We start from the raw sequence: 25078 nt of genomic DNA on the forward strand, positions 1-25078 counted from the left end.
GCAACCCCGGGCCCGCCAAACCCGCCGCGGGCCGGTTCCACGCCCGGGAGCTGGTTACCCGGCCACTCCGTAGAGGCGGTCGCCGGCGTCGCCCAGGCCCGGGACGATGTAGGACTTCTCGTTGAGTTTCTCGTCGATCGAGGCGAGCACAATCGTCACGTTGGCGTCCGCGAGTTCTTCTTCCAGCTTCGCCAGGCCCTCCGGGGCGGCCAGCAGGCAGATGCAGGTGACGTCCGAGGCGCCGCGCTTGAAGAGGAACTTGATGGCCTCGCGCAGTGTGCCGCCGGTGGCGAGCATGGGGTCCAGGACGAAGATCTGACGGTCGGTGAGATCCTCGGGGAGACGCTCGGCATACGTAATGATGTCCAGGGTCTCTTCGTCGCGGGCCATGCCCAGGAAGCCGACCTCGGCGGTGGGGACCAACTTGGTCATGCCCTCGAGCATGCCGAGCCCGGCCCGCAAAATGGGGACCACCAGCGGCGTTGGTTTGGTGAACGCGGTGCCAATGGTGGTGCTGACCGGCGTCTCGATGGTGACCGGTTCGGTGCGGACTTCGCGGGTGGCCTCGTACGCCAGGAGCGTGACGAGCTCCTCGGTGAGCTGGCGGAAGACCGGGGACGGAGTGTTCTTGTCCCGCAGAACGGTGAGCTTATGGGCGACCAGCGGGTGGTCCACAACGAAAGTGCGCATGGGTCAAAACTATCACCCGGCGGCTGGGGGCCCGCCCGTGGGACCGCGGGCGCCGACGTCGTCCTTGCGCCCCGGAGCGCTACTGCCGGCGGCGCCGTCGCGCAGGTGGACCTCGTTGTCAAAAGTCGGTGCGGGTCCGGCCTGTTCCCGGTGCCGCAGGACGTGGAAGAGCCGATGGGCCAGGATCACTATCCCGACCCAGGCCAGTCCCAGCACCCATCCAATGATCACATCGGTCATCCAGTGGTGGCCCAGATAGACCCGGCTCATGCCCATCGCGAAGATGAACACCGCCCCCGCCGCTATGAGGCTGACCCGGGCCAAGGTGCGCTTGATCTGCAGGCAGGCGAGGTACACCACCAGCCCGATCACCACGGTCGTGTTGAGCGTGTGGCCGCTCGGGAAGGATGGCGAGGTTTCGTAGGGGGGCACGGCGTCGGCGTGGTCCGGGCGGGTCCGGCCGATCAGTTTCTTGCCCACGGCAGTCGCTGTCACGGAGACGGCGGCAGCACCGCCGATGAGGATCAGCGGCCGCCAGGTCCGGCCGGCCCAGATGAGCCACGCCGTGAGGATACTGGCCAGGATGGGCATCCCGATCCCGCCGCCGATGTTGGTGAACCCCGTGACAAACGCATCAAGGCCGGGGCTGCGCAGCTGCTCCATCATCCCCAGGGTGGGCTTGTCCAGGTTCGCCAGGCCGGCGTCGTCCACGACGTTGTCATAGACCTCGGCGCTCACCAGCGCCAGGGCCAGCACCACTGCGCCGCCGATGAGCATCGTGATCCACAGCGCCGCGTAGGGCACCACCCATTTGCCCCAACGCTGCGTCAACCAGCTCTCTGTCCCGGTGTTCACGGTTACTCCCGAATGTCGTTGCCGGTATGGTTGCCGGGCAGCCGTGCTGCACAGCTTGCTTAGTGTTCGAAACTATCATTGAGCCATGACTTCCCCCGAGCCGCGGCATGCCGAATGGATGGGCCTGGCCCTCGCCGAGGCGCGTGCCGCGCTGGCGACGGCCGACGTGCCGATCGGCGCCGTCGTCATTGGTCCCGACGGCGCCGTGCTCGGCGCCGGGCGCAACGAGCGGGAAGCGCTCGGGGATCCGACGGCGCACGCTGAGATGGTGGCCATCCGCGCCGCTGCGGCGCGGCTGCGCGAACTCAGTGCCCAGGGCGGCAGCGCAGGTGACGGTTGGCGCCTGGAGGACTGCACCCTGGTGGTGACGCTGGAACCCTGCGCCATGTGTGCCGGGGCCGTGGTGCTGGCCCGGATTCCGCGGGTGGTGTTTGGCGCGTGGGACGAGAAGGCCGGGGCCGCGGGCTCCGTGTTCGATGTCCTCCGCGAGCGCCGGCTCAACCACTGGGTGGAAGTGTATGGCGGGATCCGGGAGCAGGAGTGCGCGACGCTCCTGCGGGATTTCTTTGCCGGGCATCGCGGCACCTGAACCCTGAACCCTTGCCATCGCGACTTGCCGGCGGTGTTCCCGCCGAGCTATCTGCCGGTGGCGGTACCTGCTGCGGCTGCCGCCAGCCCGTCGATCCGCTTTTGCCGGGTGGCCGGTGAGTCGAGGCTGAAGGCGCGGAAGTCGCCAAGGTCCTCGCGGATCCAGTCCTCGACTTCCGCGATCCGCCTGGTCACAGCGTCAGTCGGCCCGTGGAACAGCCAGGGCACGATCCGTTCCGTGCCGGGATCGTACTGCCACAGCCCGATGATCCGTCCCCGGTCGACGATGGGGTGGTCCGGCAGATCCGCCTGGAGCGCCAGCGAGCCCAGCGCCTTGATGTGCGGGTCCTCGTCGCCCAGCAGTTCGGCGGCGTTGCGCCGCAGCAACGCGAGGGAGTCCGTTCCGGCGAGCAATTGGATCTGCTCGGCGGCCGGTTCCTCGAACGCGGCGAGTTGTTCGACGTCGTCGGGCAGCATCCACAGCGTCTCCCCGGCAGCGGTGGGAACCTCGACGGCGCCGGCCGCGGCCAGCGCCGCCTTGCTCTGGGCCACCGTGAACGCCGTGAACCACTGCGACTGCTTAAACGTGGCACCGCCGGTCCACCCCAGGTAGCGGCGGATCAGCTCGGTGCGGGCTTCGTCGGCGTCGAGCGGACTCGGGGGCAGATTCCAGAGTTCGTAGGCGTAGCGCTGCTGGTCCAGGCGCCCGTTGGCCGGGACCCGGCGGATCCTGCCCTGCGACTGCAGGATGCCGAGGGCCGTGGGCAGCGTGGTGGTGGCACCCTTTTTCTTGCCTTCATCCCACAGGTTTCGGACTGATTCGCCGAGTTCGTCCTTGAGCTGGCGGGGGTCCAGCGGGACTGCGGCCTCCGCGAGGGTGTGCAACACCTGCTCCTCCAGCAGCGCGATTTCGCCGCGGTCCACACCGAGCCTGCCGACCACTTTGACGGCGGCCTCGGCGGCGTCCTGTCCGAGCTGCAGGGCCCAGGCGAAGTCGTCCCGGCCCAGGACGTAGGTGCAGCCGCGCGCCGTCGGAAGTTCCAGGATCCGGTGTGCCAAAACGTCGGCGTCCACCCGTTCGCGGCGGATGCCGGCGCGGGCGAAGAGCGTGAGGTAGGGGTTGGCACCGCCGACGGAGCGCGCCCAGCCGGCCCGGGCGAAGACCTGCTCCGGGGTGCAGCCGGCCAGGGAGCCGTCCAGGCCCTGCTTGTGCCAGGCCCAGGCGCGGAGCCGCTCCCGGGTGAGCGTCCGGGCCGGCGGCGCGTTCGCTGTCAGTGGCTGCGTGGTCAGGGGCTGGGGCGTCATTAGGTCATTGTCCACCCGTGTGGTGCGGCAGGGGAATGTTCCGCCGCCGGATTTCCTCCGGCGCGGCTGCCGGCTGGCCGGCCGGGTGGTCCGGGGTCACGGCTGCCAGCACGGTCCGGGCTGTGGCGTCCCAGCCGGGCAGCCGGTCCCGGGCATCCAGCGCGGCGGCCCGCCAGCGGGTACGGACCCCGGGGTCGGACAGCCAGCGCCGCAGCGCCTCCGCGAGGGGAGCCGGGTCTGTGCCGAGGGCGACGGCGGTGCCCGGCAGGGCGGCTGTACTGTCCGCCGGTGCGGCCGTTGACGCCTCCGGTGGCGCGGGCGTACCGGCTGCGAGCGCTTCCACGGCACCGGTGCCCGCCCGGACCACTACCGGGACACCCCGCGCAATCGACTCCGTAACCACGAGTCCGTAGGTCTCGGCACGCGAGATGAGCAGGCTGAGGTCGGCTGCGGCCCATTCCGCGTCGAGCGCCCCGCCCCGCAGCTCCCCCGGGATCCGGGTGCGGTCCCGCAGGCCCAGCCGGGCCACCGTGCCCCGTAGCTGCGCGGCGTAGGCAGGGTCCGCGGTGTCGGAACCGACCAGCGACGCCGTCCACGGCAGGTCCGTGAGGTGTGACAGTGCGGCAAGGAGCAGCGCTTGGTCCTTGTTCGGCAGCAGGGCAGCGACGGCCAGGAGATGCGGCGGCTCCGATCCGGCGGCCAGCGCGGCGCTGTCCGTCCCGGGCAGGGCAACCAGGACATCATCCAGCCCATGCCTGGCCCGGATCCGGGCCGCAGCCGATGTGCTGGTGCAAATCACACCGGCCGCTGCCAGCAACGCCCTGCGTTCCAGCCCGGCTTCGTTCGAGCCGGTGTCATCCAGCGGCATGTGGAGCAGGATCCAGGCGGGCCTGCCGGCGGCCGCGGCTGCTTCCAGCTCGTCGGGCGCTCCGCAGGCGAGGAGCCCGTCAACAAGCGTGACGGTGTGCCCGGCATCGGTATTCCGGGCGGCACCGGCCGCGCTCCCGGCGGCTGTGCCGTCGTCGCCCAGCCGCGCGGCCAGCCGCTTCCGGTCCGCCGCGCTGCCGACGGGCCAGCCGCCGTAGACCGGGCAGGTCTCCACGTCAACGCCCAGGACCGCAAGCTCGCGGGCAAGGGCGGCGTTGTAGACGTTGCCGCCGGAGTTGTGGCGCACGTTCGCGGGCACCACGAGCCGGAGGCTGCCGGGCTGGGCCGTTTGCCTGGCCGGCACCGCAGTCCTAGCTGGCTTCGAAGTCGAGCGAATACCTGGCCCAGGCGTCGGGTGTTTCGCGCAGGGTGACGTCCAGTCCGGCCAGCTCCCGGCCGTCGGCGCCGGACCGGATCTTCGTCGCCACGGCGTCGGCCACGTACTGGGCCAGCGCTTCGGTGGTGCTGAGCCTGCCGGCGAAGTCCGGGTGCTCGTCCAGGTTCTTGTAGTTCAGGCCCTCGAGGATCGAATCCAGCACGTCGCCGGCCTCGCCGATGTCCAGGACGATCGAGTCTTCGTTGAGGGTCCGGCGTCGGAAGGTCACTTCCGTGACGAAGGTGGCGCCGTGCATGCCCTGGGCGGGGCCGAACGCGGGGCGCGGGAGGCTGTGGGCGATCATGAAGTTGCGGCGGACGGTCAGGCTGAACACGTAGTTACCTCGGGCCTTCTGTTGTGGCGGGATCGGTGGAGGAGTAGTCGATGACGGGGTATTCGATGACATGGCAGAGCGCGTCCAGCGTGCCGTCGGAGAGCTGCTGGACGACGTCGGGCAGCTCTCCGAGGGCGGAGGAGCCGGTGAGGAACACGTCGAACCCGGGATCGCGCAGCAGCGAAACTGCGAGCCGGAGCCGGTCGGCGTTGGTGCGGCGGTGGCGGCGCGCGCGGGCCACGACGCCCACCTGGCTGGCACGGATGGAGAGCCGGCGGGCGTGGAAGTCCTCCCCGAGTGGCACGGTGACTTTGCGGTCGGCGTACCAGGACATTTCGATGACGTCGCCGTCGTCGCCCGCGAGCTGCAGGGCGCGCGCCAGGCCCGCCTCCGAGGCGGAGCAGTGGATGACGATGTCGCAGTCCGGCAGGGCGTCGTCGGGGTGGCTGAACTCGACGCCGAGTGCTTCGGCGAATGACCGCTTGGCGGGGTCGACGTCCACCAGCTGGAGCCGTCCGAGCGGGAATCCGGCCAGGAGCTTGGCCACCATGCCACCGACGAGGCCGGCGCCGATCACGGCGACGCGGTCGCCGAGGCGGGGCCCGGCCTCCCAGATTCCGTTGATAGCGGTCTCCACGGTGCCGGTCAGCACGGCGCGGCGGGCGGGAACGTCCTCCGGAACCTCGGTGAGCGACTCCACCGGGACGACGTAGCGGTCCTGGTGCGGGTACAGGCAGAAGACCGTTTTGCCCAGCCAGTCAGCCGGGCCGTCCTCGACGACGCCGACGGAGAGGTAGCCGAATTTCACCGGGGACGGGAACGAGCCTTCCTGGTTCGGCGCAGCCATTTCCTCCGCCACGCATTCCGGGACACGGGCGTTGTGAACCACCAGTTCGGTGCCTTTGCTGATCCCGGAGAACAGGGTGCGGACGAGCGCTTCCCCGGGGCCGGGGGCCGGCAGGTCCTCGTGCCGGAGCTCCCCTTCCTCGGGGCCGACGGTCCAATATGCGGTAGCGGTGGTGTGCTGTGCGGGTAGCTGGTCTGAAGTACTCATCTTGCTGATGAATCTAGTCCCCCGCCCATGCGCGGGGAAGTGCCGGCGGCCCCGGGCGCGCCGCCGGTCGCGGTTTGCTGCGGGCCGCCTGCTGTCCGCGGCGGGCTGCGTCCGCGGGCTTCGGTGGCTGCGTCCGCGGGCCGCGGGGCCGCCGTTTTGTGGATGAGCGCTTTGCTCCGGTACCCTAGTCAGGTTGGTGACGTGTCCGAGCGGCCGAAGGTGCAACACTCGAAATGTTGTTTGGTGTAAAAGCCAACGTGGGTTCAAATCCCACCGTCACCGCCAGATAGCGAGGCCCCTGCTTCCCTTTGTTTACAAGGGAAGCAGGGGCCTTTGCTTTGCCCGACTCTGGATTATTGGCAAAGAATTGGCAAAACTTGCTAGTGCCTCCCCCGCCCGCCAACTTTGCGCTTCAACTCAGACGTCGAACCCAGGTCCTCCCCGCAGCCTCTGACATTCCTCGCCGGACCCATCCAACCCGGGGTAATCAACGGCACTGCGCTGGAAACGCTCCAATCCGCAGAAGGGCTCAGAGAAGAATGCGAATGAGGCGAGCCCAAGGCGACGACTCATCTAAACCGAGACGACCACCATCGACGGTCGGCTCCAACTCAGTCGATCAGGGTCCTGTTATGGACCGGAGGAGACATCAGGATCGTGGTGTTTTATGCGGCCTCTTCCATCGATGAGCCCAGATCGACCGTCGTTTCGGATCGCCACGGGGCCCGTCAAATTTTCCGCCCACCTTGTTGATGCACCGCGCCATGAACTGTGTGCCTCGGGAACCATCAGTGGCGGCCTTGCGGGGCGGACCTCATGACCGGGGTCGTTCGAGTGCCGGAAGCAGGTTCGTGTGGGGCAATCCGTTAGTCTGACCGAATGGAAAACGGCATGGGGGTATGGCTCGGGGGCGAAGTCGTCGACGAGCCTTCGAGCGATCAGAGTTCGGAACGAATCAAATCTTGGCTGGCAGCTTTGCTCGACGGCGAGCATTTGTCGCTACTTACCGGCAATGGCCTAACCACCGGGGTTGCCTTCAATGCAGGGATCGAAGCACCGTCCATGGCTGGGGAGCCAGAGTTTGGAAAGTACACCAAACAAATACTTGACGATGCAGCTGCCACGTCGGCCCAGATGGGGCGGGGCAACAAGCCCAACATTGAGGACAAGCTGCGCAGCGCCCAGACCGTTCTAGACGGACTCGCAATCATCGAGCCAGACCAAACCGACACCCAAGCCCTTAGGGCTTGCGTCGAAGCTCAGTTTGAGTTGCTCTTGAAATCGGTCCTAGGTTTCGAGCATGACCTTCGAAGTGCAATCGGAACGGAGAAGTACCAAACGGCGCTCAATTCAGCTGCCCGATTTCTTCTCGCTTTCGCGGCACGCCCGGGCGGCCGCGAGCGTCTAAACCTTTTCACCACAAATTACGACCGACTCCTTGAGCATCTATGTGATCAACTAGGCATCCGGCCGCTTGACCGCTTTGTAGGCGGACTGGAGCCCAAGTTTCGCGCTTCTCGACTCGACGTCGATATGCACTACAACCCACCAGGTGCCCGCGGCGAACCACGTTATCTCGAAGGCGTCCTTCATCTTGGTAAACTCCACGGCTCATTGGATTGGAACTGGTCCGAATCTCAGGGAGTCCACAAAGCCATGGTGCCATTCGGAGCGAAGCTAGCCACTTCACCCAGCCCATGGTCGAAGAACGTTCTGATATATCCGCGAAGCACCAAGGACATCGAAACCCAGTTGTACCCGTACGCCGAGCTCTTTCGAGATTTCGCCTCGGCCGTCTGTCGGCCGCACTCAGTGCTGTTCACCTTCGGATACGGATTCGGTGATTCGCATGTCAACCGCATAATCCAGGACATGTTGACCATCCCCTCAACACACCTGGTTGTCTGCAGTTTTGACGCATCCCAATCCATCGACAGTTGCCTCGGCGAATTCATCGCCAATCCGCAGATTTCGGCGTTTATCGGTCCTCATTACGCAACGATTGATGCAATCGGAAGGTTGCTTCCGAGGCTTTCGTCTGAACCACTAGTTCGCCGGCAAGGAAACTATCGTTCCATCGTCGATGCGACAAAGCCTTCCTTTGCTAATTCTTCACGAGATGCCGGCGGAGACTCATGAACACGCCTGTCTCCGAGGCCGCGGCCCGCGTCATCGGCCGAGTGGAATCAGTTCGTGCAAGTGAGATTAAGGTACTCCTCGAGACCGAGGCTCCGCAGGCAACTGCATTCGGCCCGAGCATTCAACGCTTTCCGAGGATCAACGGCTACGTAGTCATCCCCATTGGATCGGGACTGCTGGTCGCGACAGTTACGGCCATTTGGATGGACCCTGCCACAGTTCCACCTCGCCGAAACACAGACCAGAGCATTATTGATCTCCCGTTTCCTGTTCGCAGGCTTACCGCTAGCCCTATTGGGACGCTCCAATTCGCCGACGGGGGAGATGCATTGCGGCTCAACCGCGGAGTGTCCACGTTCCCGCCGGTTGGCTGCGAGGTCGCACTACCGACTAGCGCCGAGCTGAGGGCGGTGGTGGGAACGTCCGGCCATGGCAGGGTTCACATCGGCACCGCACCACTAGCAGATTCAACGAAAGTGTCGGTCGATCCCGATCGCCTATTTGGTCGCCATCTGGCTGTTCTCGGCAATACAGGCAGCGGAAAATCGTGTTCCGTGGCCGGCCTCATCCGGTGGTCACACGAAGCGGCCAGATCGTCCATGAACGGTGAACCACCGAACACCCATTTCGTCGTCCTGGACCCTAACGGCGAATACGCAACCGCATTCAGAGACAACGACCATGTTCGTTTGTTTCAAGTATCGCCAGACACTGCTGGAACTGATGACGGGGAGGGTGGCACGGCAGGAGCAACCACTGGCTACTTCGATCTGCCAAGCTGGATGTGGAACTCCAAAGAATGGGCAACGTTCGCGGGGGCTGCGTCAGCCACTCAACGACCGGTGCTCCATCAAGTTCTGAGACACCTGAGATCGGGGGCAGCTGTCGTCGATTCAGCGAATCGCTCTCTGTTCTCAAAGCTCAGGGCCTACCGGCAACTCCTGTGGACAATGATCGAGAATGGGCCCGCTTCGGTCGCGGACTTCCCTGGGAAACAGAACTGCGGCCAGCTTCTCAAGGCCCTAGCGGAGGACCTGCAGCCTCATCAAGGAGAGGACGAACGAATCATCCCGATCGTCCGTGCCGCTACGTCTCTGTATCAATCACACGAATCGGTCAGTAAAGGTGGCACCTACTACTCGGCGTTCTCCGTGCAGTCGCTCACAAGATTCTTGCCTCACATTGACGCCATCGTCGCAGATCTGGAATCCGATCCCGTCCAGTACGACATCAACATCGACTCTCCGGTTCCATTCCGGCTGGAGGATATGCCGGGGCAGCTCAATGCCTTGCTCACCACCACTGACGTGGCAGACAATGCAAAGTACATGTCCGGCCTGACACTTCGAATCCACGAGATCGTAGGAGACCGACGGCTCAAACCCATAATCGACCCGGAAAATGACAGGGATCTGGCCAAGTGGCTCGAAGATCACCTTGGCCTCGTGAACTCGCCCAAGGGGCAGATCACGATCATCGACTTGTCCTTGGTTCCGTCCGACGTATTGACCCTCAGCATCGCAGCATTCGCCCGCCTCACCTTTGAGGCGTTGCAGCGCCTTCGACGGCTCGACCAGGAGACACTTCCAGTCGCTATGGTCCTCGAAGAGGCCCATAACTTCATTCGCAAACCGTCTTCGGAGGATTCCGGAGAACTGTCTGCCGCCACTCTGTGCCGGGAAACTTTTGAGAAGATCGCCCGCGAAGGGCGCAAGTTCGGTCTTGGGCTTGTTGTTTCCTCTCAACGGCCTTCCGAACTTTCGACCACGGTGCTGGCACAATGCAACACGTTTCTGTTGCACCGCTTGGTGAACGACCGCGATCAGGATCTCGTCCAGCGGATGGTCCCGGATAGCCTTGGGGGCATATTTCAGGAGCTACCAAGTCTGCCCTCACGCCAGGCGATTCTTCTGGGATGGGCCACCGAATTGCCTGTTCTGGTTGAGATGCGCGAGCTGGCCGAAGACCATCGGCCGCGTTCGTCCGATCCTGAATTCTGGAATTCCTGGATTCGACAGACGGTCCCAAATACGACCTGGCAGCAGGTCGCCGACGACTGGCAAAAGCCTTAGGGAGTACCGCCGCCGAACAGTTCAGGACGCGTCATGGAGTCTGCACGGACTTCGTCTTGTGCGCGGCGCCGCCCAACGCACACAAAATAACAGGCATTATGTTGTGGGTTGCCTGCGCACTGTCGGCCGAGCAAGCGGCCGGCAGTCGGTGGGCTGTGTTTGCACGACGACCTGCCGGTCGCGGAACATGCGCCGACAGGGTTTTGCCGGCGGGTGCCGCGGGAGGATGGGCTCACCTCCATCGAGCTTAACGTCGCCTCGTACTCCGTACTAGATCCGAAGAGCCCGCCCCTTGTGCAATGGCGAACGTCATGGAAAAGTGCGGCCATGATCGAATCCGATGCTGAAGTCGCGCGCACCCTCAGCACAATTCCAGTTCGTGCGTCCCGCCAAATGACCGCCACCGAGTATCAGGTGCGCGTGGCCGAGGTCCTCAACCTTTTTGACATCGAAGCGGTGGGCGACGAAACGGGAATTCGTTACGGGGGCGAGGGCGTTGAGCTGGAAGATCAGCCTCTGGAAGCGGCCGTCCGCATACTCGTTGGGAAGCGATTCGGCATCCCGGAAGCTCTACGGTAGCCCAACAGTACGGATCCTTCGGATCTAGTGTCGCGTTCCTGAGTCTTCGTCCAGATCAAGGGGTGGCATCGATCGATCCAGCCGGGACCCCGGTCCCGAATCAAACTGCCATATTCACATGGCCCGGGCCATAGGGGTTCCGCCAGGTTCAACCCCGCAGTTATACGGAGTTCTAGGGGGTCTAGGGTTTTCCGTAGAACCCCCTAGAACTCCGTATAAGTGGAAAGAGTTGGGGAAAGGGAGTGTCTCAGGGCGGTGCTGGCTTGGGTGACGATGACTGGTCTGGATGTCCTTGTCGCACCGGGGTGGACGCCGGACAACTGGCGCAGCGTCAGAGTCACGACCCGTGAGCATCAAAACATTGCCCCAAACGGTGGACCGTTCCGGGCCGGCCCCGTGGCAGGATGAAACCACCATGGACAGCAAGTTGCGGCGCGCTCCTGACGCGGAATGGGTGTTGATGTTCCGGCTCGGGCTGAGCCGGAAACGCATCGCTGAGCTGGTGGGGGCCGAACCCGCCACCGTCGGATACCATCTGGTCATCGCCCGCCGCCAGGACCCGGGGCTCGAGGCGGAACATCTTGCGTCCGCACGCACCAAGTCCAGACGCTCCCCAGTGGACCTCGCCCGCATGCAAGAGATCATCAGCTGGGTTACCGATGAAGGCCGGTTCCCTCGGGACCGCTCTGGCGACAAGGGTGAACGGTCAATGGCACGGTGGCTGTCCGCACGCCGGCGCGAAGCAGCCGAAGGCACCCTTGACCCGGCCTACAACCAAGGTCTGGCCCACGTGCCAGGGTGGACCGGAACCCACAGGGAAATGGCGGATGAAGCCCGCTGGCACGACCGCTTGGCCGAGCTCGCGGCTTTCCTGGAGGAAGGCCACGACTGGCCACGCCACCACCACTATGACTCCGAGCGCGAACACACGCTGGGCGTGTGGATCCACACCCAGCGCTACAAACGGCGCCGCGGCGACCTCGAACCTGTGAAGGTCAACCTGTTGGACACCACCGTTCCCGCCTGGCAGACCGGGAGGACCAGAGGCCGCCCTCCCCGGCGGTGACCGGAAGATCGCGCCTCCCGGCCTGTTGAACTGGTCTCCGATCGGTGAAAGTCCAGCCCGCCATGGGCAAGTCCAAGTCCGATGACGCAGTAAGGGGCGCCGTCCAAAAAGCGAACTCCATGAAGTTCGAGTCAAGTGCCCGCCGGCCGCAAACTCTTCGGCAGCATTTCCTGCACGTAGCAGGTGGTGCGAGCCCAGCTGTACTTTGTGCAGTCTGTAGACAGTATTCTTTATTGATGATCCTGCAAGAAAGCCTCGTAACACTCGCCGCGCATGAAATCAGGAAGTTGCTCGTGAGTGGAGAACTGGGCCCGGGCGATAAATTGAACGAACCTCCACTGGTCGAGCGCTTGGGCATCTCCAGGCCACCGCTGCGTGAGGCCCTCCGCGTACTCGAGAGTGAGGGACTCCTGGAGCAGACCCCGCGCAGGGGCTACCGCGTCGTCAACATGACCGATAAGGATGTCGAGGAGGTCTATTCCCTCCGGCGGGCCCTGGAGGCGTTCGCCGTAGACCTGCTGCTAGCACAAGATAAACCCCCGTCATTCGACGCCTTGAATCCGATTATGGCCTCCATGCGGGCGGCCGCCAAGCGAGGTGACAGCGCCGGGGTTGTGCAGGCAACCGTCCAGTTCCACACTGGTATCGTGGCAGCGGCAGGGCACAGTCGGCTGACCGACGTCTATCGCTCCCTCATGCTACAGATGCAGCTCAGCATGGCAGCCAACGTACGCAGCGAGGCCCGCACCAAGGGCGATCTCAGCAAGGGCTGCGATCGCCACGCCGCCTTGCTGGAATGCCTGCGCACCGGCGACGCTAGCAGCATTCGTCACGAATTCGCGGAACATGGCGAGCGGGACTACCTGGACCGGAAACCGGCGTTAGACGTAGAAACTGAGGCGGTTTCCCGATGAAACGCTCGCTGCTGGCGGTACTCAATTCAGCCTTCCTCGACGCCACTGCCATCGCGGAACAGGTCCGTGACGGCTCCCGCAAGGCTGCTGAAGTCTTGGCCGAAGCGCGGGCCGCCGCCACGAGCGCCCGATCGCTCAATGCATTGATCACCGAGGACTGGGAATCAGCGGCACTTGCTGCAGAGAACCTCGACCGCCGCCGTGCCGCCGGCGAGCGACTCGGCCCCCTGGCTGGCGTCCCGTTCAGCGTAAAGGACGTCATTGCGGTGGCTGGCCTTCCCGTCACGGCTGGCAGTCTAGCCTTCGAAGGGAATGTTGCCACAACCACGGCCCCGGCCGTACAGCGCCTCGTAGAGGCGGACGCGATTCTGGTAGGCAAAACGAACTGCCCAGAGTTCGCCTTCAGCATGACCTCCGACAGCCCGCTCCTGGGCAGGACCGCCAACCCGCGTTTTCCGGAGATTACCCCCGGCGGATCTAGTGGCGGCGAAGCAGCCTCCCTCGCCGCGGGCATCTCCGCGCTAGGCATAGGAACAGACTTCGGCGGCTCGGTACGGTGGCCAGCCCAGTGCGTGGGTATTGCTGCGCTGCGACCCGGACTGGATGCGCTGCCCGGTGCCGGCCAAGTTCCGGGCATAGGCGGAAACTTCGGCGCAGACGAAACCATCCCGGTCATGGGTCCTGGAATGCAGGGAACCTTCCAAACCATCGGTCCGATGGCACGCTCCGTCCGTGATCTCCGCACGGCCTTCCTCGTGATGTCAGGGGCCCGGGATGCTGAAGCCGCCGTGCCAGACCTGAAGTCCGGTGCGCAACACCTACGCATTGCCTGGACTGACGGCTCCGACCTCGGGCCCGTACGCCAGGAGGTCACCGCCTTGATGGAACGACTCGCGAGACAGCTGGCTGAGGATGGTCACAATGTCCTGCACGAGCCAACATTGTTCAACGACTGCCTGCCTAGCTACAACACCCTGCGGGCGCTCGATCCCATGGTTGACCTCGCAGCCGCGGTCGCGGGCCGCGAACACCAGATCACAGCAACGAACCTCCGCACCATTGAAGTATCGCTGTCGGCAACGCCAGCGGCGGTCAAACAGGCCTGGGAGTCGGCAGAAACCGCCCGGACTGCGGCCGTCGACCGGATAGAGGCCTTCGACGTCGTCCTGCTGCCCGTTGCCGGAGGGCCGGCGGCGGACCCCGACGGGCGGCTGGACATAGACGGCAGGCTCACCGAAGGCTGGGAAATCATGGGGCACTGCCGCGCCGTCACTCTAACGGGGTGCCCCGTTGTGTCACTGCCGGTGGCACTTTCCGCCCAAGGCTGGCCATTGTCGGTGCAGATTGTGGCTGGCCCGGCCGGCGAGCTTCAGGCGCTGAACTTCGCGGCATATCTGGAACGGCTCGGCATCTGATGAGCCCCGTTCGGCCCCCTCCCGCTATTCGTCAAGAGGGTGTTCAATCGTAAAACTGTCTACAGAATGCGATTTATGTCACAAACGAGAAATTGCGTGTTAGTGTTCACCACATCATTGGCAAAGAGATCACTGAAAGTGGGACGCACCGCATGATTTCACTCAAGAGCAAGGCCGCCCTAGTAGCAGCGCTGGCTGCGCTGGCCCTATCTGCGACGGGCTGCTCTGCCAGCTCCGGTGCCGCGGCTAATTCGCCTTCCAAAGAGAAGTTCACGATCGCCACTAGCGGGACCTTCCGCCCGGTCACATTCTCCGACGGCGGAAAACTCACGGGGTTCGACATCGAGGTCGGGACCCTGATCGCAGAAAAGCTGGGCATGCAGGCCGAATTCGTCGAGGGCCAGTTGACAGGCCTGCTGCCTGGTCTCAATAGCGGGAAGTTCGACGCGGTCATGTCTGGTCTCATCATGACCGATGCGCGCAAGCAATCCGTCACTTTCTCCACCCCGTACCTCGCCGACGGCACAGTGGCAGTCGTCTCCAAGAACAGCACCGTCCCCGACGTGACCAAACTCGCTGGCCTCAAGGCGGGAGCAATCGGCGGCTCAGGCACCGAAACCGATGTCAAGGCTATCGGCGGCTTCAGCGAACTGAAGGCCTACCCGGGTGCGAATGAAGGATTCTCCGATGTCGCCGCCGGTCGGATCGATGTCTTTGCCACCACGCGCATCGCCGCAGAAGACTTCCTTAAGAACTCGCCTACGGCCTCGGGGTTGAAGATCGTCGGGGATGTCCATGGAATCAAGACCGCCGGGGTTGCTCTGCCAAAGAATGACACCGAAATGAAGCCCAAGGTAGATAAAATCATCACCGAACTCAAGGCGGACGGAACCCTCGAGAAATTGAACCAAAAGTGGTTCGGCTTCTCAGTCGAAATCCCGGCCCCGTAGCCGTCACCATGGGCATCTCTGAACCCGGCGCTGTCGCCGCCGAATACTTCCCGATCTTTTTGAACGGCGCCCTGACCACCCTTGCAATTGTGGCTGCAGCGATCGTCTGCGCAACGGTCCTGGGATATTTGGTCGCCACCATGCGACTCTCGCGGAACCGGGGCCTGCGGATCTTTGCAGCAGCCTACGTCTGGCTCTTCCGCGGACTGCCGCTGATGCTGTTGCTGTTCTTCTTCTATTACACCCAACCGTTCGGGCTGACCCTGGACGCCTTCACGGCGGGCCTCGTGGCCATGAGCCTGAACTCGGCGTCGTTCTTCTCCGAAATTATCAGGGCCGGACTCAAGTCGGTCAACGCCGGGCACCTGGAGGCCGCAGACTCCGTCGGTATGAATCCAGTCCAGAAATTTCTGCGTGTCACGGCCCCTGAGGGGATCCGGCTCATGACTCCGCCGTACATCAACAACTGCATCATCATGCTCAAGGAATCGGCTCAGATCTCGGTCATCACCGTGCCGGACCTTATGCTTCAGGGCCAGAAGGCGTACAACTCCACGTACAACGTGATGGAGACCCTGGGTGTTGTCGCTGCTATGTACCTCTTGATGACGAGCCTGCTCATGGTCTTGCAGATCGCCATCGAGAAGAAGACCGGTCGCAAGCTGGGCACGACTAAATCACTGCGCGAGTCTGTAGGGAGCATGGCATGATCAGCATCACCGGATTGACCAAGAGCTATGGTTCCAAGGCAGTACTCAAAGACGTGGACCTGCGAATCCTGCCGGGCGAGGTGGTGGCGATCATCGGCCCCAGCGGCGCAGGAAAAAGCACACTTCTGCGGTGCATAAACATGTTGGAAGTTCCGGACTCCGGGCAGATCCATGTGGACGGCCGGCAGGTCTTTTACAAACCCAATGTGCGCGGAAAGCTGGGCCTACTGGACCAATTCCGGCTGACCTGGCTGCGGCAGGAAATCTCCATGGTGTTCCAGCAGTTCAACCTCTGGCCGCACCGGACTGTGCTGGAGAACCTGTTGGAGGGGCCGGTCATTTCCAAACGTGAAAAGCGGCCCAGCGCCAAGCCCCGCGCACTAGACAAACTTCGCTCCGTTGGCCTTGAGGAAAAGGCCGATGCTTATCCCGCTGACCTATCCGGCGGACAGCAGCAGCGCGTGGCAATCTGCCGGGCGCTGATGATGGACCCCAAAGCCATCCTCTTCGACGAGCCGACGTCAGCCCTGGATCCGGAGCTAGTCAACGAAGTCCTGGACATCATGACCAAACTTGCCCGCAGCGGTATGACCATGGTGATCGTGACGCATGAAATGAAGTTCGCACGGGAAGTGGCGGACCGGGTGATCTTCATGGAACACGGCGGCATCGTCGCCGAAGGGCCACCGGCAGAGGTCTTCCAGCACCCCCGTCTCCGCGTCTACGCCTCGCACCTCAGCCACTAACCTGGGGGCGGCATTCAGCGGGTGGACGCCCGCACGAAACCAACACCCCTCGGATGAGGACATAGCTTGTAAATCACGATCAACAGTCTCCTGTGCCCCACTAACTAGGGAATCCCTCATGATCAAGCCACTCCACGGAATCACCGTGGTTGACCTCAGCAGAGCCCTCGCTGGCCCGTACTGCACCGCGTTGCTTGCAGACATGGGCGCCAAAATCATTAAGGTCGAAAGCATCAACGGCGGTGACACTGCGCGCCAATGGCCGCCGTTCCAGAACAAACACAGCCTCTACTTCGACTCCGTGAACCGTAACAAGACCTCGATCTGCCTCGACTTCTATTCGCAGGAAGGGCAGGAAATTCTGGGCAGGCTGATCGCCGGGGCAGACGTCCTGGTGGAGAACTTCAAGCCGGGCACACTGGAGAAAATGGGACTGGCTGCAGAGCGCCTCAAGGAACATAACCCCCGGCTCGTCGTAGGGTCCGTCACCGGCTTCGGCACTGTCGGCCCGCTCAAGGACGACGCTGGCCTGGATCAGGTAATCCAGGGGATGTCGGGACTCATGTCCGTCACCGGCGCCGATCCAGGGAACACCTACCGTGTCGGCGTACCGATCGTCGATATCACTTCAGGAATGGTCTGCGCATTCGGCATCGTTGCAGCCCTGCTGGGACGCAGCAATGGCCACGCCGTCAGCCGCATATCAACGTCGCTTCTTGAGACGGCCCTGAACCTATCGGCATTTCAGGGCCAGAGGTCCCTCAGCCTCGACGAGACACCCACCCCCCAGGGAAACGACCACCCGGTGATCTCCCCTTACGGCATATTCAAGACCGCCACAGAACCCATCACCATCGCAGTCGGCAATGACAAGCAGTGGCGGGCATTCTGCGAGTTGCTCCAAATCCCCTTAGCGGTCGAGGATCCCCGGTTCATCACCGGCACGGACCGCTCGGTGAACAGAGAGCAGCTGACGAGGCTTATTGAATCGAAGCTGTCTCTAAAGGCCGCAGCTGAGTGGGTCCCGATGATCAGCCTGTCAGGCATCCCGTGCGGTCCGATCTACGACTACAGCCAAGCCCTGGCATCCCAGCAGGTGGCCGCTCTGGGTCTGGTCCAGCAGACCCAGCGGCGCGACGGGTCCGCACTGCCGCTTCTACGGGGACCGGTCAGTCTCGACGGCGAAGCCAGCGAGATCCTGGCACCACCTCCCCTCCTAGGCGAACACACCGCCGAAATCCTGCAGGAAATCGGATTCTCCGACGAGGACATCGACCGACTGGAAGCCAACGGCCACCTGAAGACCAACAAGGAAACGGCGGGTGCAAGAGGATGAGCAAACCTGCACCCAACCGCAGAATAAATGTCAGCATCGCCAACGGCGTGGCATCGGTCGAGATCGACAATCCCACCCAGCGAAACGCCCTGACCAAGGCAATGTGCCTGGAAATTCAGGACTTAATGCCACGGCTTGATGCCAATCCGGACGTCATCGTCGTGGTCCTTCGGGGCATTGGCAATACATTCTGCGCGGGCGCGGCCATTAGTGAACTGTCCTCAGTGCTTCTTGATCGGCAGGACGATGACACCAGCGTCGACCAACTTAGCCGAGCCGACCAGGCCATCACATCGATCACGAAACCCACCGTCGCAATGGTTGACGGGGCTTGCATGGGCGGGGGCTGGCAGATCGCCTCAGCATGCGATTTCATCATCGCTAGCGAAAGCTCCGTATTCGCCATCACCCCTGCAAAGATCGGCATCATTTACCCCCGCCCCGGGATCGAGCGACTCGTGCGTCAGGTGGGACACGCCAACGCAAAGTTCATACTCCTTACCGGCCAGGCCTTTACCGCTGCCCGAGCGCAGGCTCTCGGCTTGGTGACGGAGGCCGTTCCCGACGATGAATTTGGGGAGCGATGCAGCTCCATCCTGAACTCCCTCCTGAACAAATCCCGATTTTCAGTACATGCCATGAAACATCTGGTGAACCTCACGGATATCAATCACTCTGGCATCGACAAAGAATGGGAAGACGCCTGGGCAGCCATGCCAGAGAGCCCCGACATGGGAATCGGCATCGCCGCCTTTCTGAACCGGGAGCAGCCGAGGTTTATCTGGCACCCCAGCAGGACGCAAGCGGACCGTGCTGGCCCTCGATCAGGAGCCACCCGGCTCGCCACTATCAAGCCGCACAACCACCCGATGGACACGAGATCGCCTTCCTCCAGATCCTGGGGCTAAATTCTTCATCCAACACCTGTTGGGTCTGTACGAGCGGGGCGATCAGGTGGTGGGGTAACGACTGTGGTCGCTGGGGTCGCAACATCCACCACTCGCTTCACCTGTGGAGACACACCAAAAACGTTCCACCTTCTCAAGGAGTCTCTATGTATAAGGAGCTACTCGCTCGGGCCGACAGCGGCGACGAGGGTCTCGGCACTATCGAGTTTCAGATTGAGGCAGACGTTGCCGTGGTTGTGCTCTCTGATGCCCCCGCGCGAAATGCGCTCAGCCTCACGATGTGGACACGCATCACAGAGGTCTTTCAGAAGCTCTCAGCCACCCCCGGACTTAGAGCAGCTGTCATTCGCGGGTCAGGGACGGCCGCCTTTGCAGCCGGCGCCAACATCGCAGAGTTTCCCGAGATTCGCCTAACAGCTTCCGACGCCACGTCATACAACGATCAGCTGGCGCGAGCACTTCGCGCCGTCGCCAGCATCGAGGTGCCGACAATAGCGATGATTCGCGGCTTTGCGGTAGGCGGCGGATGCGAGCTCTCCGCCGCTTGCGATTTGCGAATCGGTTCGGACACATCGCAGATAGGGGTTCCGATCGGCCAGTTGGGAGTCATTCTTGGCCTGACTGAGACGAGACTGCTAACACGACATCTAGGCGTCAACGGACTTAAGCACGTTCTGTTCAGCGGCCGGCTCTTCGATGCCAACGAGGCACTGAAAATTGGGCTACTCGACGAGGTCGTGCCGGACGCGGATCTCGTCGCGCATGTCTCATTACTCCTCGAGACGATCAAGAACTCTTCAGCCGTGACGATGCGGGCGGCAAAAATCATCACAGACTTCGCGGGAGCACTGGACGATGCAGCAGCGGACCGAGTACAGCAACTGCACGTGCAGGCCTATGACGGGGAGGATCTCAGGGAAGGCGTCGCCGCGTTCCTTAATAAACGCCGACCTGTTTTCTCGGGCGGGGGTTCCATATGAGCACTCTTGACGGACTCGTTGTTCTAGATTTATCCCGATACATTGCTGGCCCGACTGCAAGCATGATGTTGGCCGACCAAGGCGCAGAGGTGATTAAGGTCGAACCGGTGCCGCTGGGGGACCCTTCCCGCCAATCTGGTCCGTTCGATCAAGGTCACAGCGTGTACTTCATGTCGGCAAACCGGAACAAGCGTTCACTTGCCCTGGACCTCCGCAGTTCCGCAGGACTCGCTGCAATCAAGAAAATCGCCGAAACTGCAGATGTGTTCATCGAGAACTTCAAACCGGGAACGACTGAAAAGATGGGGATCGCGTCGGAGCATCTCCTCAAAGCGAACCCTCGGCTGGTCTATTGCTCCATCACCGGATTCGGCGATGGCCCCGTCGGCGCCTCCATGGCTGGGTTTGACCAGAATGCTCAGGGGATGAGCGGCCTGATGAGCGTCAATGGGATCTCGGAGGCTGGCCCCATGCGCGTGGGCGTTCCCGTTGCAGACTCGACAACCGGACTCATCGCCAGCTTCGCCATATTGGCGAAACTACACGAACGTGCTCGCACCGGCGTCGGCGGGCTTGTCTCAACTTCTTTGATGCAGAGTACCAACTTCCTGCTTACCTATCAGGCACAGAAATACCTCAGCCTTGGCGTCGTCGCGGTCGGTGAAGGCAACGACCACCCACTACTCTTCCCACAGGGGACATTCGCGACTCGAGACGGGTACCTAACAATCGCATCTGGAAACGAGCGCATGTGGCGTCAACTTTGTGGCGCTCTAGGACTTCACTCATTCGCGGAGGATCCCCTTTACTCCACAAACGAAGGTCGACTAACAAACAAACACGAGCTGCGCCGGCTAATGGAAGAGAAGCTCGCCGCGCGAGACTCCCATGAGTGGATGCAAGTCATAAATGCAGCTGGCGTACCGTGCGGGCCTGTGCTTGGAATAGACGAGGCATTTGAGCATCCCATTGCCGAGGAACTACGCCTGGCTGAAACTGTGGAACACCGAGATCTTGGCGAGATCCGGGTGTTAGGCCGCCCGGCAATGACCGGAGATGAAAAGTGGCTTCGAACTGCCCCGCCTGTACTCGGGCAGCATAGTGCTGAAATCCTGTCCGAGTACGGGGTATCCGAAGTGGACCTTGAAGCGCTCATCTCGAGTGGGTCCGTAATCCAAGGATGAAATCGGTTGTGAAAGATGCACCTGACTGCCCGTTACATTCTGGGTTCCGACAGCTGGGACATGGTCGCGGGATGCGGCGTGACTTTCTTACAACCGGCTAAACACGACTCCAACGCCGACGCTGTCTTTTTTCGAAAGGGGCTGTCCTGAACGGCGTCCCGTAAGCATCGGTCCTCGAGCGGTCGCGAGTCGGAGTTGCGGTCAGGCGTCGGTGCATCGTGAAATGTAGTCCGCCATCCCGGGGACGGTGAACGCCACCCGACCGAGCGCCGGCGGGTAGATGATGCCCTTGCGGATCAGCGAGGAGCGTGTCATGGTCATCGAGCTTTGCTTCTTTTGCGCCCTGGTGGCCAGGTCTGCGGTGCTGGACCCCTCGTCGCCGTCGACGGCCATGAGCTGCAGGTAGGACTTCTCGGCCTTGGACGCCCGCTCCCAGCGGGACGGAAAGAAGCCCTGGTCAAGCTGCTGGCGGCCGATTTCCACGGCAACCTGAGCGTCGCTGAGGGTGATGACCTTCTCGGGTGCGGTCTCCCACACGGCGTAGCCGTATTCCTGCAGGAAGTACGGATAGCCGCCGGAAGCGTCCAGGAGCAGGTCTCTGGCAGCCGGCTCGAAGGATGCGCCGAATTTCGCGGCGGGGACAGTCAGGGCGGATTCCGCCGCCGGGCGCGGCAGCGGGCCGATGCTCCGGTAATTGAACAGCCGCTCGGCGTAAGAGCGGGATTCGCTGAGAACAGAGGGCAGGTTGGGCAGGCCGGCGCCGGCGATGTAGAACGGCCATTCCCGCTGGTTCGCCAGATGTTGCACGCTGAGCAGCGCCGCGATCAGGGGCGCGTCAAGGTCCTGCATCTCGTCGATCACAAAGACCAGGCCAGACCGTTTCTCTGCCAATGCCGCGCAGAGATCCTCGACCAGCTCTTCAAGGTCAACCTCGATGGATCCCGAGTCCGCTCGGCCGCGGTTGAGTGCGACGCCGATGTCGATACCGGTAACCCCCAGTTTGGCGGAGAAGGAAGCCACGCTGCCCAGGGCCGATTTCAAAGTGGCCCCGGCACTCCTGTTGTTGAGCTTTCGCCCAGCCTGGAGAAGATTCCTCGCCAGCTTCGCCCTGACGGCGTCCGGGCCGCCGTCCGCGTCCCGGCCTTCAAGGGTGACCACCATGAATTCCGCGCGTTCGGCCTGTCGTCGGAACTCGTTCAGCAGTACGGTCTTCCCGACGCCCCGGAGCCCGTGCAGGACAATCCCACGATCCGGTCGACGCTGGCGTGCCTTGGCCATCAACAGGTCGAATGCGTCCACCTCGTCCTGCCTGCCGGCCAGCTCCGCCGGACGCCGCCCCGAGCCGGGCGAATACGGGTTCAGTGCGCTTTCCATATCCGCAAGCATAAAGCCATATCCAGAAACATGGATAACAGCTTATGAGGTCTTATTGAGACTCTTCGATGGGAGCTAGAGTCCGCTGCTGCCCTTCCATTCATCGGCCGTCACGCGCTTGATGCTAGCCGACTGCGCCCAGCCCAGGTGGTACTTGCCGGAGACGTCCAGCCACTCGATCAGGCCGTAGTTGTTTGACCAGGCGACGGCCTTGCCGTAAATCCCGTTGACGCACACCAAGGGTCGGCCGTACTTCGGGAAGTCCCGGATCGGCGAGCTGTCGTCCATCGGCCGGACCTTGTCGGCGTCCAGGCGCGCCATAATCCGCTCCATATCCTCCGAAGAGCCTGACCTGATCACGGCTCAATTTTAGAACGAATCCGGACCTTTTCGAGCATACGTTCTCCACAGGTTCCTCCACGTGTGGACATGTCTTCGATTGCAGCCGCGAGCAACTGCGATGACCGCGGGGCGCGTGGACATCTGACGGGCTGGCAAATCCCACAGCCATTAGCGTGAGCGATTCTGGTTCCGGGCAGACGGCTACCACTGTCTTCACCTACCCGTCGGGACGTCCAGGGGTCCCCAACTCAGCCGATAAACTTGGAGGGCCAGCACTACCGGAAGAGCAGGTCGCCATGGGTGTCACGAAGAAGCGCGGCCTGGCGATAGGCACGGCGGCCGAACCAGCTGACCGCGTCCTGACCCCGGAGCAGAAACGCGAACTCACCATCGACACGATGGCCAGCTGGGCCCTGGAGGGTATGGAACCCAGCCGTCAGACCGTCGAAAACATCAATGCGTTCTTGCGCGGCGAAGTCACCATGGATGAATACCTGCGGAAGTTGAAGGGATCGTGCCCGCGGTAGAGGCTTGCAGGGGCATCGGAATGTCCCCCACCAAGACCTTTGAGCCGCGCCGTGGCCGGATGATGACGCCCGCAATGGACGGGCCGTTGTCGCTGCCGCGCCGTATGAAGAATGGGGGTCGATGTTTCCGCTCAGGCTGGCCCGAATCGAATTGCTTTCACATGGCCTGCGCTTTAGTACCCTAGGCCGACGCATGCTCACGCGTGCCTACTAGCTGTGCGCCATCGGTAGACGAGGGCCGGGCGGAACGGGGGCTTCGCAGACCATCCTTTTATACAGCTTTACATTTTTTATATTCTTTATATTTTATAAATATGCCCATCCAGCCGCCTTTGCGACTCCTGACGAGCATCACCCTTCGGCCCCTGTCAGGCGATTTGCGAAGTTATATCCACCGAGGACCTCTCCAAGCCATCGCAGTGGCAAGATGACACCCATCATGGACAGGAAGTTGCGGCGCGCTCCTGACGCGGAATGGGTGTTGATGTACCGGCTCGGGCTGAGCCGGAAACGCATCGCCGAGCTGGTGCGCGCCGAACCCGCCACCGTCGGTTACCACCTTGTCATCGCGCGCCGCCGGGATCCGGAGCTTGAGGCGGCACATGTGGCCGCCGCCGGCACCAAGGCTGGCCCCTCCCCCGCGGAACTTGCCCGCATGGAAGTGATTATCGCCTGGATCAAGGCCGAAGGCAGGCTCCCCCGGGACGGCTCCGAGGACAAGAAAGAACGGTCTATGGCCCGGTGGCTCTCGGACCGACGCCGCGAAGCGGCCGAGGAGACCCTTGACCCGGGCTACCGTGACGGTCTGGCCCAGGTGCCAGGGTGGCAGAAAAACCGCAGGGAGTCCGAGGACGAAGAACGCTGGCACCGCCGTCTCGCCCAGCTCGCGGCCCACCGCGAGGAAGGCCACGACTGGCCCCGCCACAAGGACTGCGATTCTGAGCGGGAACATACCCTAGGCGTGTGGATCCACACCCAGCGGTACAAACACCGCCGCGGCGACCTCGCTCCCGACAAGGTCAAGCTCCTCGACGGCGCCGTCCCCGGGTGGCAGACCGGCAGGATCCGGGGCCGCCCACCCAGCAGGTAAACGAGAGACCTGCACCGCGCCGGCGGAGTCGTCGCACAAGTCATCACCCGCCGCTACGGGCGCGACTCCATCTCAGCGACGCTGGGAAAGCCATGTATCGAAGTCGTGAATCTTGATCTTGTGGGCGTCCGTCGGTTTGTGTCCCCATCGCGACATCTGATGGTGGAGGTATTGCAGATAGTCACAGGCATTGTCCCACCAGACCGAATCGTGAGCCGCTACAGGATGGTCCTCGGGAACGGAGAAGAGATTCGACGTTCCGATCGCACCGAAGTGCTCCCCCAGCGCGGAAGCGACGCTTCTCCTGACATGACGCCAGGATCCAGGGAGCAAAGTCTCATGCCTGCGGTACGTGGTCTCCCAAAGCGCGACCGCCTCAAAGATCTCCTGAGACGGGACGGGGTGGATCTCCGAACGCACGACGAGCTTTTGAAGGCTATACAGTCTCTCGCAGAGGGAGGCCGCCGCCTCGCGCTCCACCGCCCGTCGATCGCTCCTGTCCTCGCGCCTCAGAGTCCACCTATGAGTGAGGAACGCCGCGGTCAGAACGCCAACGGCGGCGAGGACCGCTGCAATGAGCGGGACGGCCAAACTCTCGTTCATGCTCCTCCTTCATG

General features: G+C 62.9%; 25 protein-coding genes and 1 tRNA gene. 17 read left to right on the forward strand and 9 right to left on the reverse strand.

Going from position 1 to position 25078, the window contains the following annotated elements; all coding sequences use genetic code 11:
• Positions 1-54: 54 nt before the first annotated feature.
• Together upp and ASE96_RS05725 are read right to left on the reverse strand one after the other, a co-directional pair.
• Entirely contained in the window at positions 55-690 is a 636-nt protein-coding gene (gene upp, locus ASE96_RS05720) for a uracil phosphoribosyltransferase (protein ID WP_056427332.1), read from the reverse strand.
• Between the two features lie 12 nt (positions 691-702).
• Positions 703-1545, reverse strand: coding sequence for a phosphatase PAP2 family protein (locus tag ASE96_RS05725; RefSeq protein ID WP_056427335.1), 843 nt, complete (start codon positions 1543-1545; stop codon positions 703-705).
• Between the two features lie 85 nt (positions 1546-1630).
• On the opposite strand from ASE96_RS05725, the gene ASE96_RS05730 reads away from it, so the two are divergent.
• Positions 1631-2134 carry a nucleoside deaminase gene (locus ASE96_RS05730; protein WP_056427339.1) on the forward strand — a complete coding sequence of 168 codons (504 nt, stop codon included), beginning with the start codon at positions 1631-1633 and terminating at the stop codon, positions 2132-2134.
• 47 nt (positions 2135-2181) lie between these two features.
• On the opposite strand, the gene ASE96_RS05735 is transcribed toward ASE96_RS05730, so the two are convergent.
• From ASE96_RS05735 to ASE96_RS05750, 4 genes are read right to left on the reverse strand one after another with little or no spacing between them, the layout of a single operon-like run.
• Positions 2182-3438, reverse strand: coding sequence for a DNA glycosylase AlkZ-like family protein (locus ASE96_RS05735; RefSeq protein ID WP_056427342.1), 1257 nt, complete (start codon positions 3436-3438; stop codon positions 2182-2184).
• A 4-nt stretch (positions 3439-3442) separates the two neighbouring features.
• Positions 3443-4669, reverse strand: coding sequence for a glycosyltransferase family 4 protein (locus tag ASE96_RS05740; protein WP_200913001.1), 1227 nt, complete (start codon positions 4667-4669; stop codon positions 3443-3445).
• Positions 4670-4676: 7 nt separating this feature from the next.
• Positions 4677-5075, reverse strand: a complete 399-nt coding sequence (locus tag ASE96_RS05745) for a 6-pyruvoyl trahydropterin synthase family protein (protein ID WP_056427345.1) — start codon at positions 5073-5075, stop codon at positions 4677-4679.
• 4 nt (positions 5076-5079) lie between these two features.
• Entirely contained in the window at positions 5080-6129 is a 1050-nt protein-coding gene (locus tag ASE96_RS05750; RefSeq protein WP_056427347.1) for a dehydrogenase, read from the reverse strand.
• Between the two features lie 195 nt (positions 6130-6324).
• Between ASE96_RS05750 and ASE96_RS05755 the strand changes: the two genes are divergently transcribed.
• From ASE96_RS05755 to ASE96_RS05815, 14 genes are all read left to right on the forward strand, one after another.
• Positions 6325-6414, forward strand: a tRNA-Ser gene (locus ASE96_RS05755).
• Positions 6415-7008: 594 nt separating this feature from the next.
• Positions 7009-8268, forward strand: coding sequence for an SIR2 family protein (locus ASE96_RS18745; RefSeq protein WP_235500148.1), 1260 nt, complete (start codon positions 7009-7011; stop codon positions 8266-8268).
• Between the two features lie 203 nt (positions 8269-8471).
• Positions 8472-10340, forward strand: coding sequence for an ATP-binding protein (locus ASE96_RS18750; RefSeq protein ID WP_268753750.1), 1869 nt, complete (start codon positions 8472-8474; stop codon positions 10338-10340).
• Between the two features lie 327 nt (positions 10341-10667).
• A complete protein-coding gene (locus tag ASE96_RS05765) occupies positions 10668-10919 on the forward strand; it encodes a hypothetical protein (protein WP_056427353.1) in 252 nt (83 codons plus the stop codon).
• Between the two features lie 346 nt (positions 10920-11265).
• Complete coding sequence (locus ASE96_RS05770; protein WP_235500150.1) at positions 11266-11985, forward strand: helicase associated domain-containing protein; 720 nt, start codon at positions 11266-11268, stop codon at positions 11983-11985.
• Between the two features lie 236 nt (positions 11986-12221).
• Positions 12222-12899 carry a GntR family transcriptional regulator gene (locus tag ASE96_RS05775; RefSeq protein ID WP_056427359.1) on the forward strand — a complete coding sequence of 226 codons (678 nt, stop codon included), beginning with the start codon at positions 12222-12224 and terminating at the stop codon, positions 12897-12899.
• Entirely contained in the window at positions 12896-14314 is a 1419-nt protein-coding gene (locus ASE96_RS05780; RefSeq protein ID WP_056427362.1) for an amidase, read from the forward strand. The genes ASE96_RS05775 and ASE96_RS05780 overlap by 4 nt, the downstream gene beginning before the upstream one ends.
• Before the next feature lie 152 nt (positions 14315-14466).
• Complete coding sequence (locus tag ASE96_RS05785; protein WP_056427365.1) at positions 14467-15264, forward strand: transporter substrate-binding domain-containing protein; 798 nt, start codon at positions 14467-14469, stop codon at positions 15262-15264.
• Between the two features lie 8 nt (positions 15265-15272).
• On the forward strand, positions 15273-15974 hold the full coding sequence (locus ASE96_RS05790; protein ID WP_056427368.1) for an amino acid ABC transporter permease: 702 nt from the start codon (positions 15273-15275) through the stop codon (positions 15972-15974).
• The gene (locus ASE96_RS05795) at positions 15971-16720 is read left to right on the forward strand and encodes an amino acid ABC transporter ATP-binding protein (RefSeq protein WP_056427371.1); all 750 of its coding nucleotides are present in this window, start codon (positions 15971-15973) and stop codon (positions 16718-16720) included. The genes ASE96_RS05790 and ASE96_RS05795 overlap by 4 nt, the downstream gene beginning before the upstream one ends.
• Positions 16721-16838: 118 nt before the next feature.
• A complete protein-coding gene (locus ASE96_RS05800; RefSeq protein WP_056427373.1) occupies positions 16839-18056 on the forward strand; it encodes a CaiB/BaiF CoA transferase family protein in 1218 nt (405 codons plus the stop codon).
• Positions 18053-18964, forward strand: coding sequence for an enoyl-CoA hydratase/isomerase family protein (locus tag ASE96_RS05805; RefSeq protein WP_082492604.1), 912 nt, complete (start codon positions 18053-18055; stop codon positions 18962-18964). The genes ASE96_RS05800 and ASE96_RS05805 overlap by 4 nt, the downstream gene beginning before the upstream one ends.
• Positions 18965-19110: 146 nt before the next feature.
• Positions 19111-19944 carry an enoyl-CoA hydratase/isomerase family protein gene (locus ASE96_RS05810; protein ID WP_056427376.1) on the forward strand — a complete coding sequence of 278 codons (834 nt, stop codon included), beginning with the start codon at positions 19111-19113 and terminating at the stop codon, positions 19942-19944.
• A complete protein-coding gene (locus ASE96_RS05815) occupies positions 19941-21128 on the forward strand; it encodes a CaiB/BaiF CoA transferase family protein (protein ID WP_056427379.1) in 1188 nt (395 codons plus the stop codon). Before ASE96_RS05810 ends, ASE96_RS05815 begins: the two co-directional genes overlap by 4 nt.
• Before the next feature lie 201 nt (positions 21129-21329).
• On the opposite strand, the gene ASE96_RS05820 is transcribed toward ASE96_RS05815, so the two are convergent.
• On the reverse strand, positions 21330-22502 hold the full coding sequence (locus ASE96_RS05820) for an ATP-binding protein (RefSeq protein WP_056429185.1): 1173 nt from the start codon (positions 22500-22502) through the stop codon (positions 21330-21332).
• Between the two features lie 75 nt (positions 22503-22577).
• Entirely contained in the window at positions 22578-22862 is a 285-nt protein-coding gene (locus ASE96_RS05825) for a hypothetical protein (protein WP_162238815.1), read from the reverse strand.
• 278 nt (positions 22863-23140) lie between these two features.
• Here ASE96_RS05825 and ASE96_RS05830 point away from each other — a divergent pair, with 278 nt between their 5' ends.
• Both ASE96_RS05830 and ASE96_RS05835 read left to right on the forward strand, forming a co-directional pair.
• Entirely contained in the window at positions 23141-23371 is a 231-nt protein-coding gene (locus ASE96_RS05830) for an antitoxin VbhA family protein (protein ID WP_056427385.1), read from the forward strand.
• 439 nt (positions 23372-23810) lie between these two features.
• Entirely contained in the window at positions 23811-24461 is a 651-nt protein-coding gene (locus ASE96_RS05835) for a helicase associated domain-containing protein (RefSeq protein ID WP_056429186.1), read from the forward strand.
• Positions 24462-24533: 72 nt separating this feature from the next.
• Here the strand turns inward: ASE96_RS05835 and ASE96_RS05840 are convergent, their stop codons facing one another.
• Positions 24534-25064 (reverse strand): hypothetical protein, encoded by a 531-nt coding sequence (locus tag ASE96_RS05840; protein WP_056427388.1) that lies wholly within the window; start codon positions 25062-25064, stop codon positions 24534-24536.
• Positions 25065-25078 lie beyond the last annotated feature (14 nt).

The organism is Arthrobacter sp. Leaf69, assembly GCF_001422645.1.
In the GTDB taxonomy this organism is placed as follows: Bacteria; Actinomycetota; Actinomycetes; order Actinomycetales; family Micrococcaceae; genus Arthrobacter.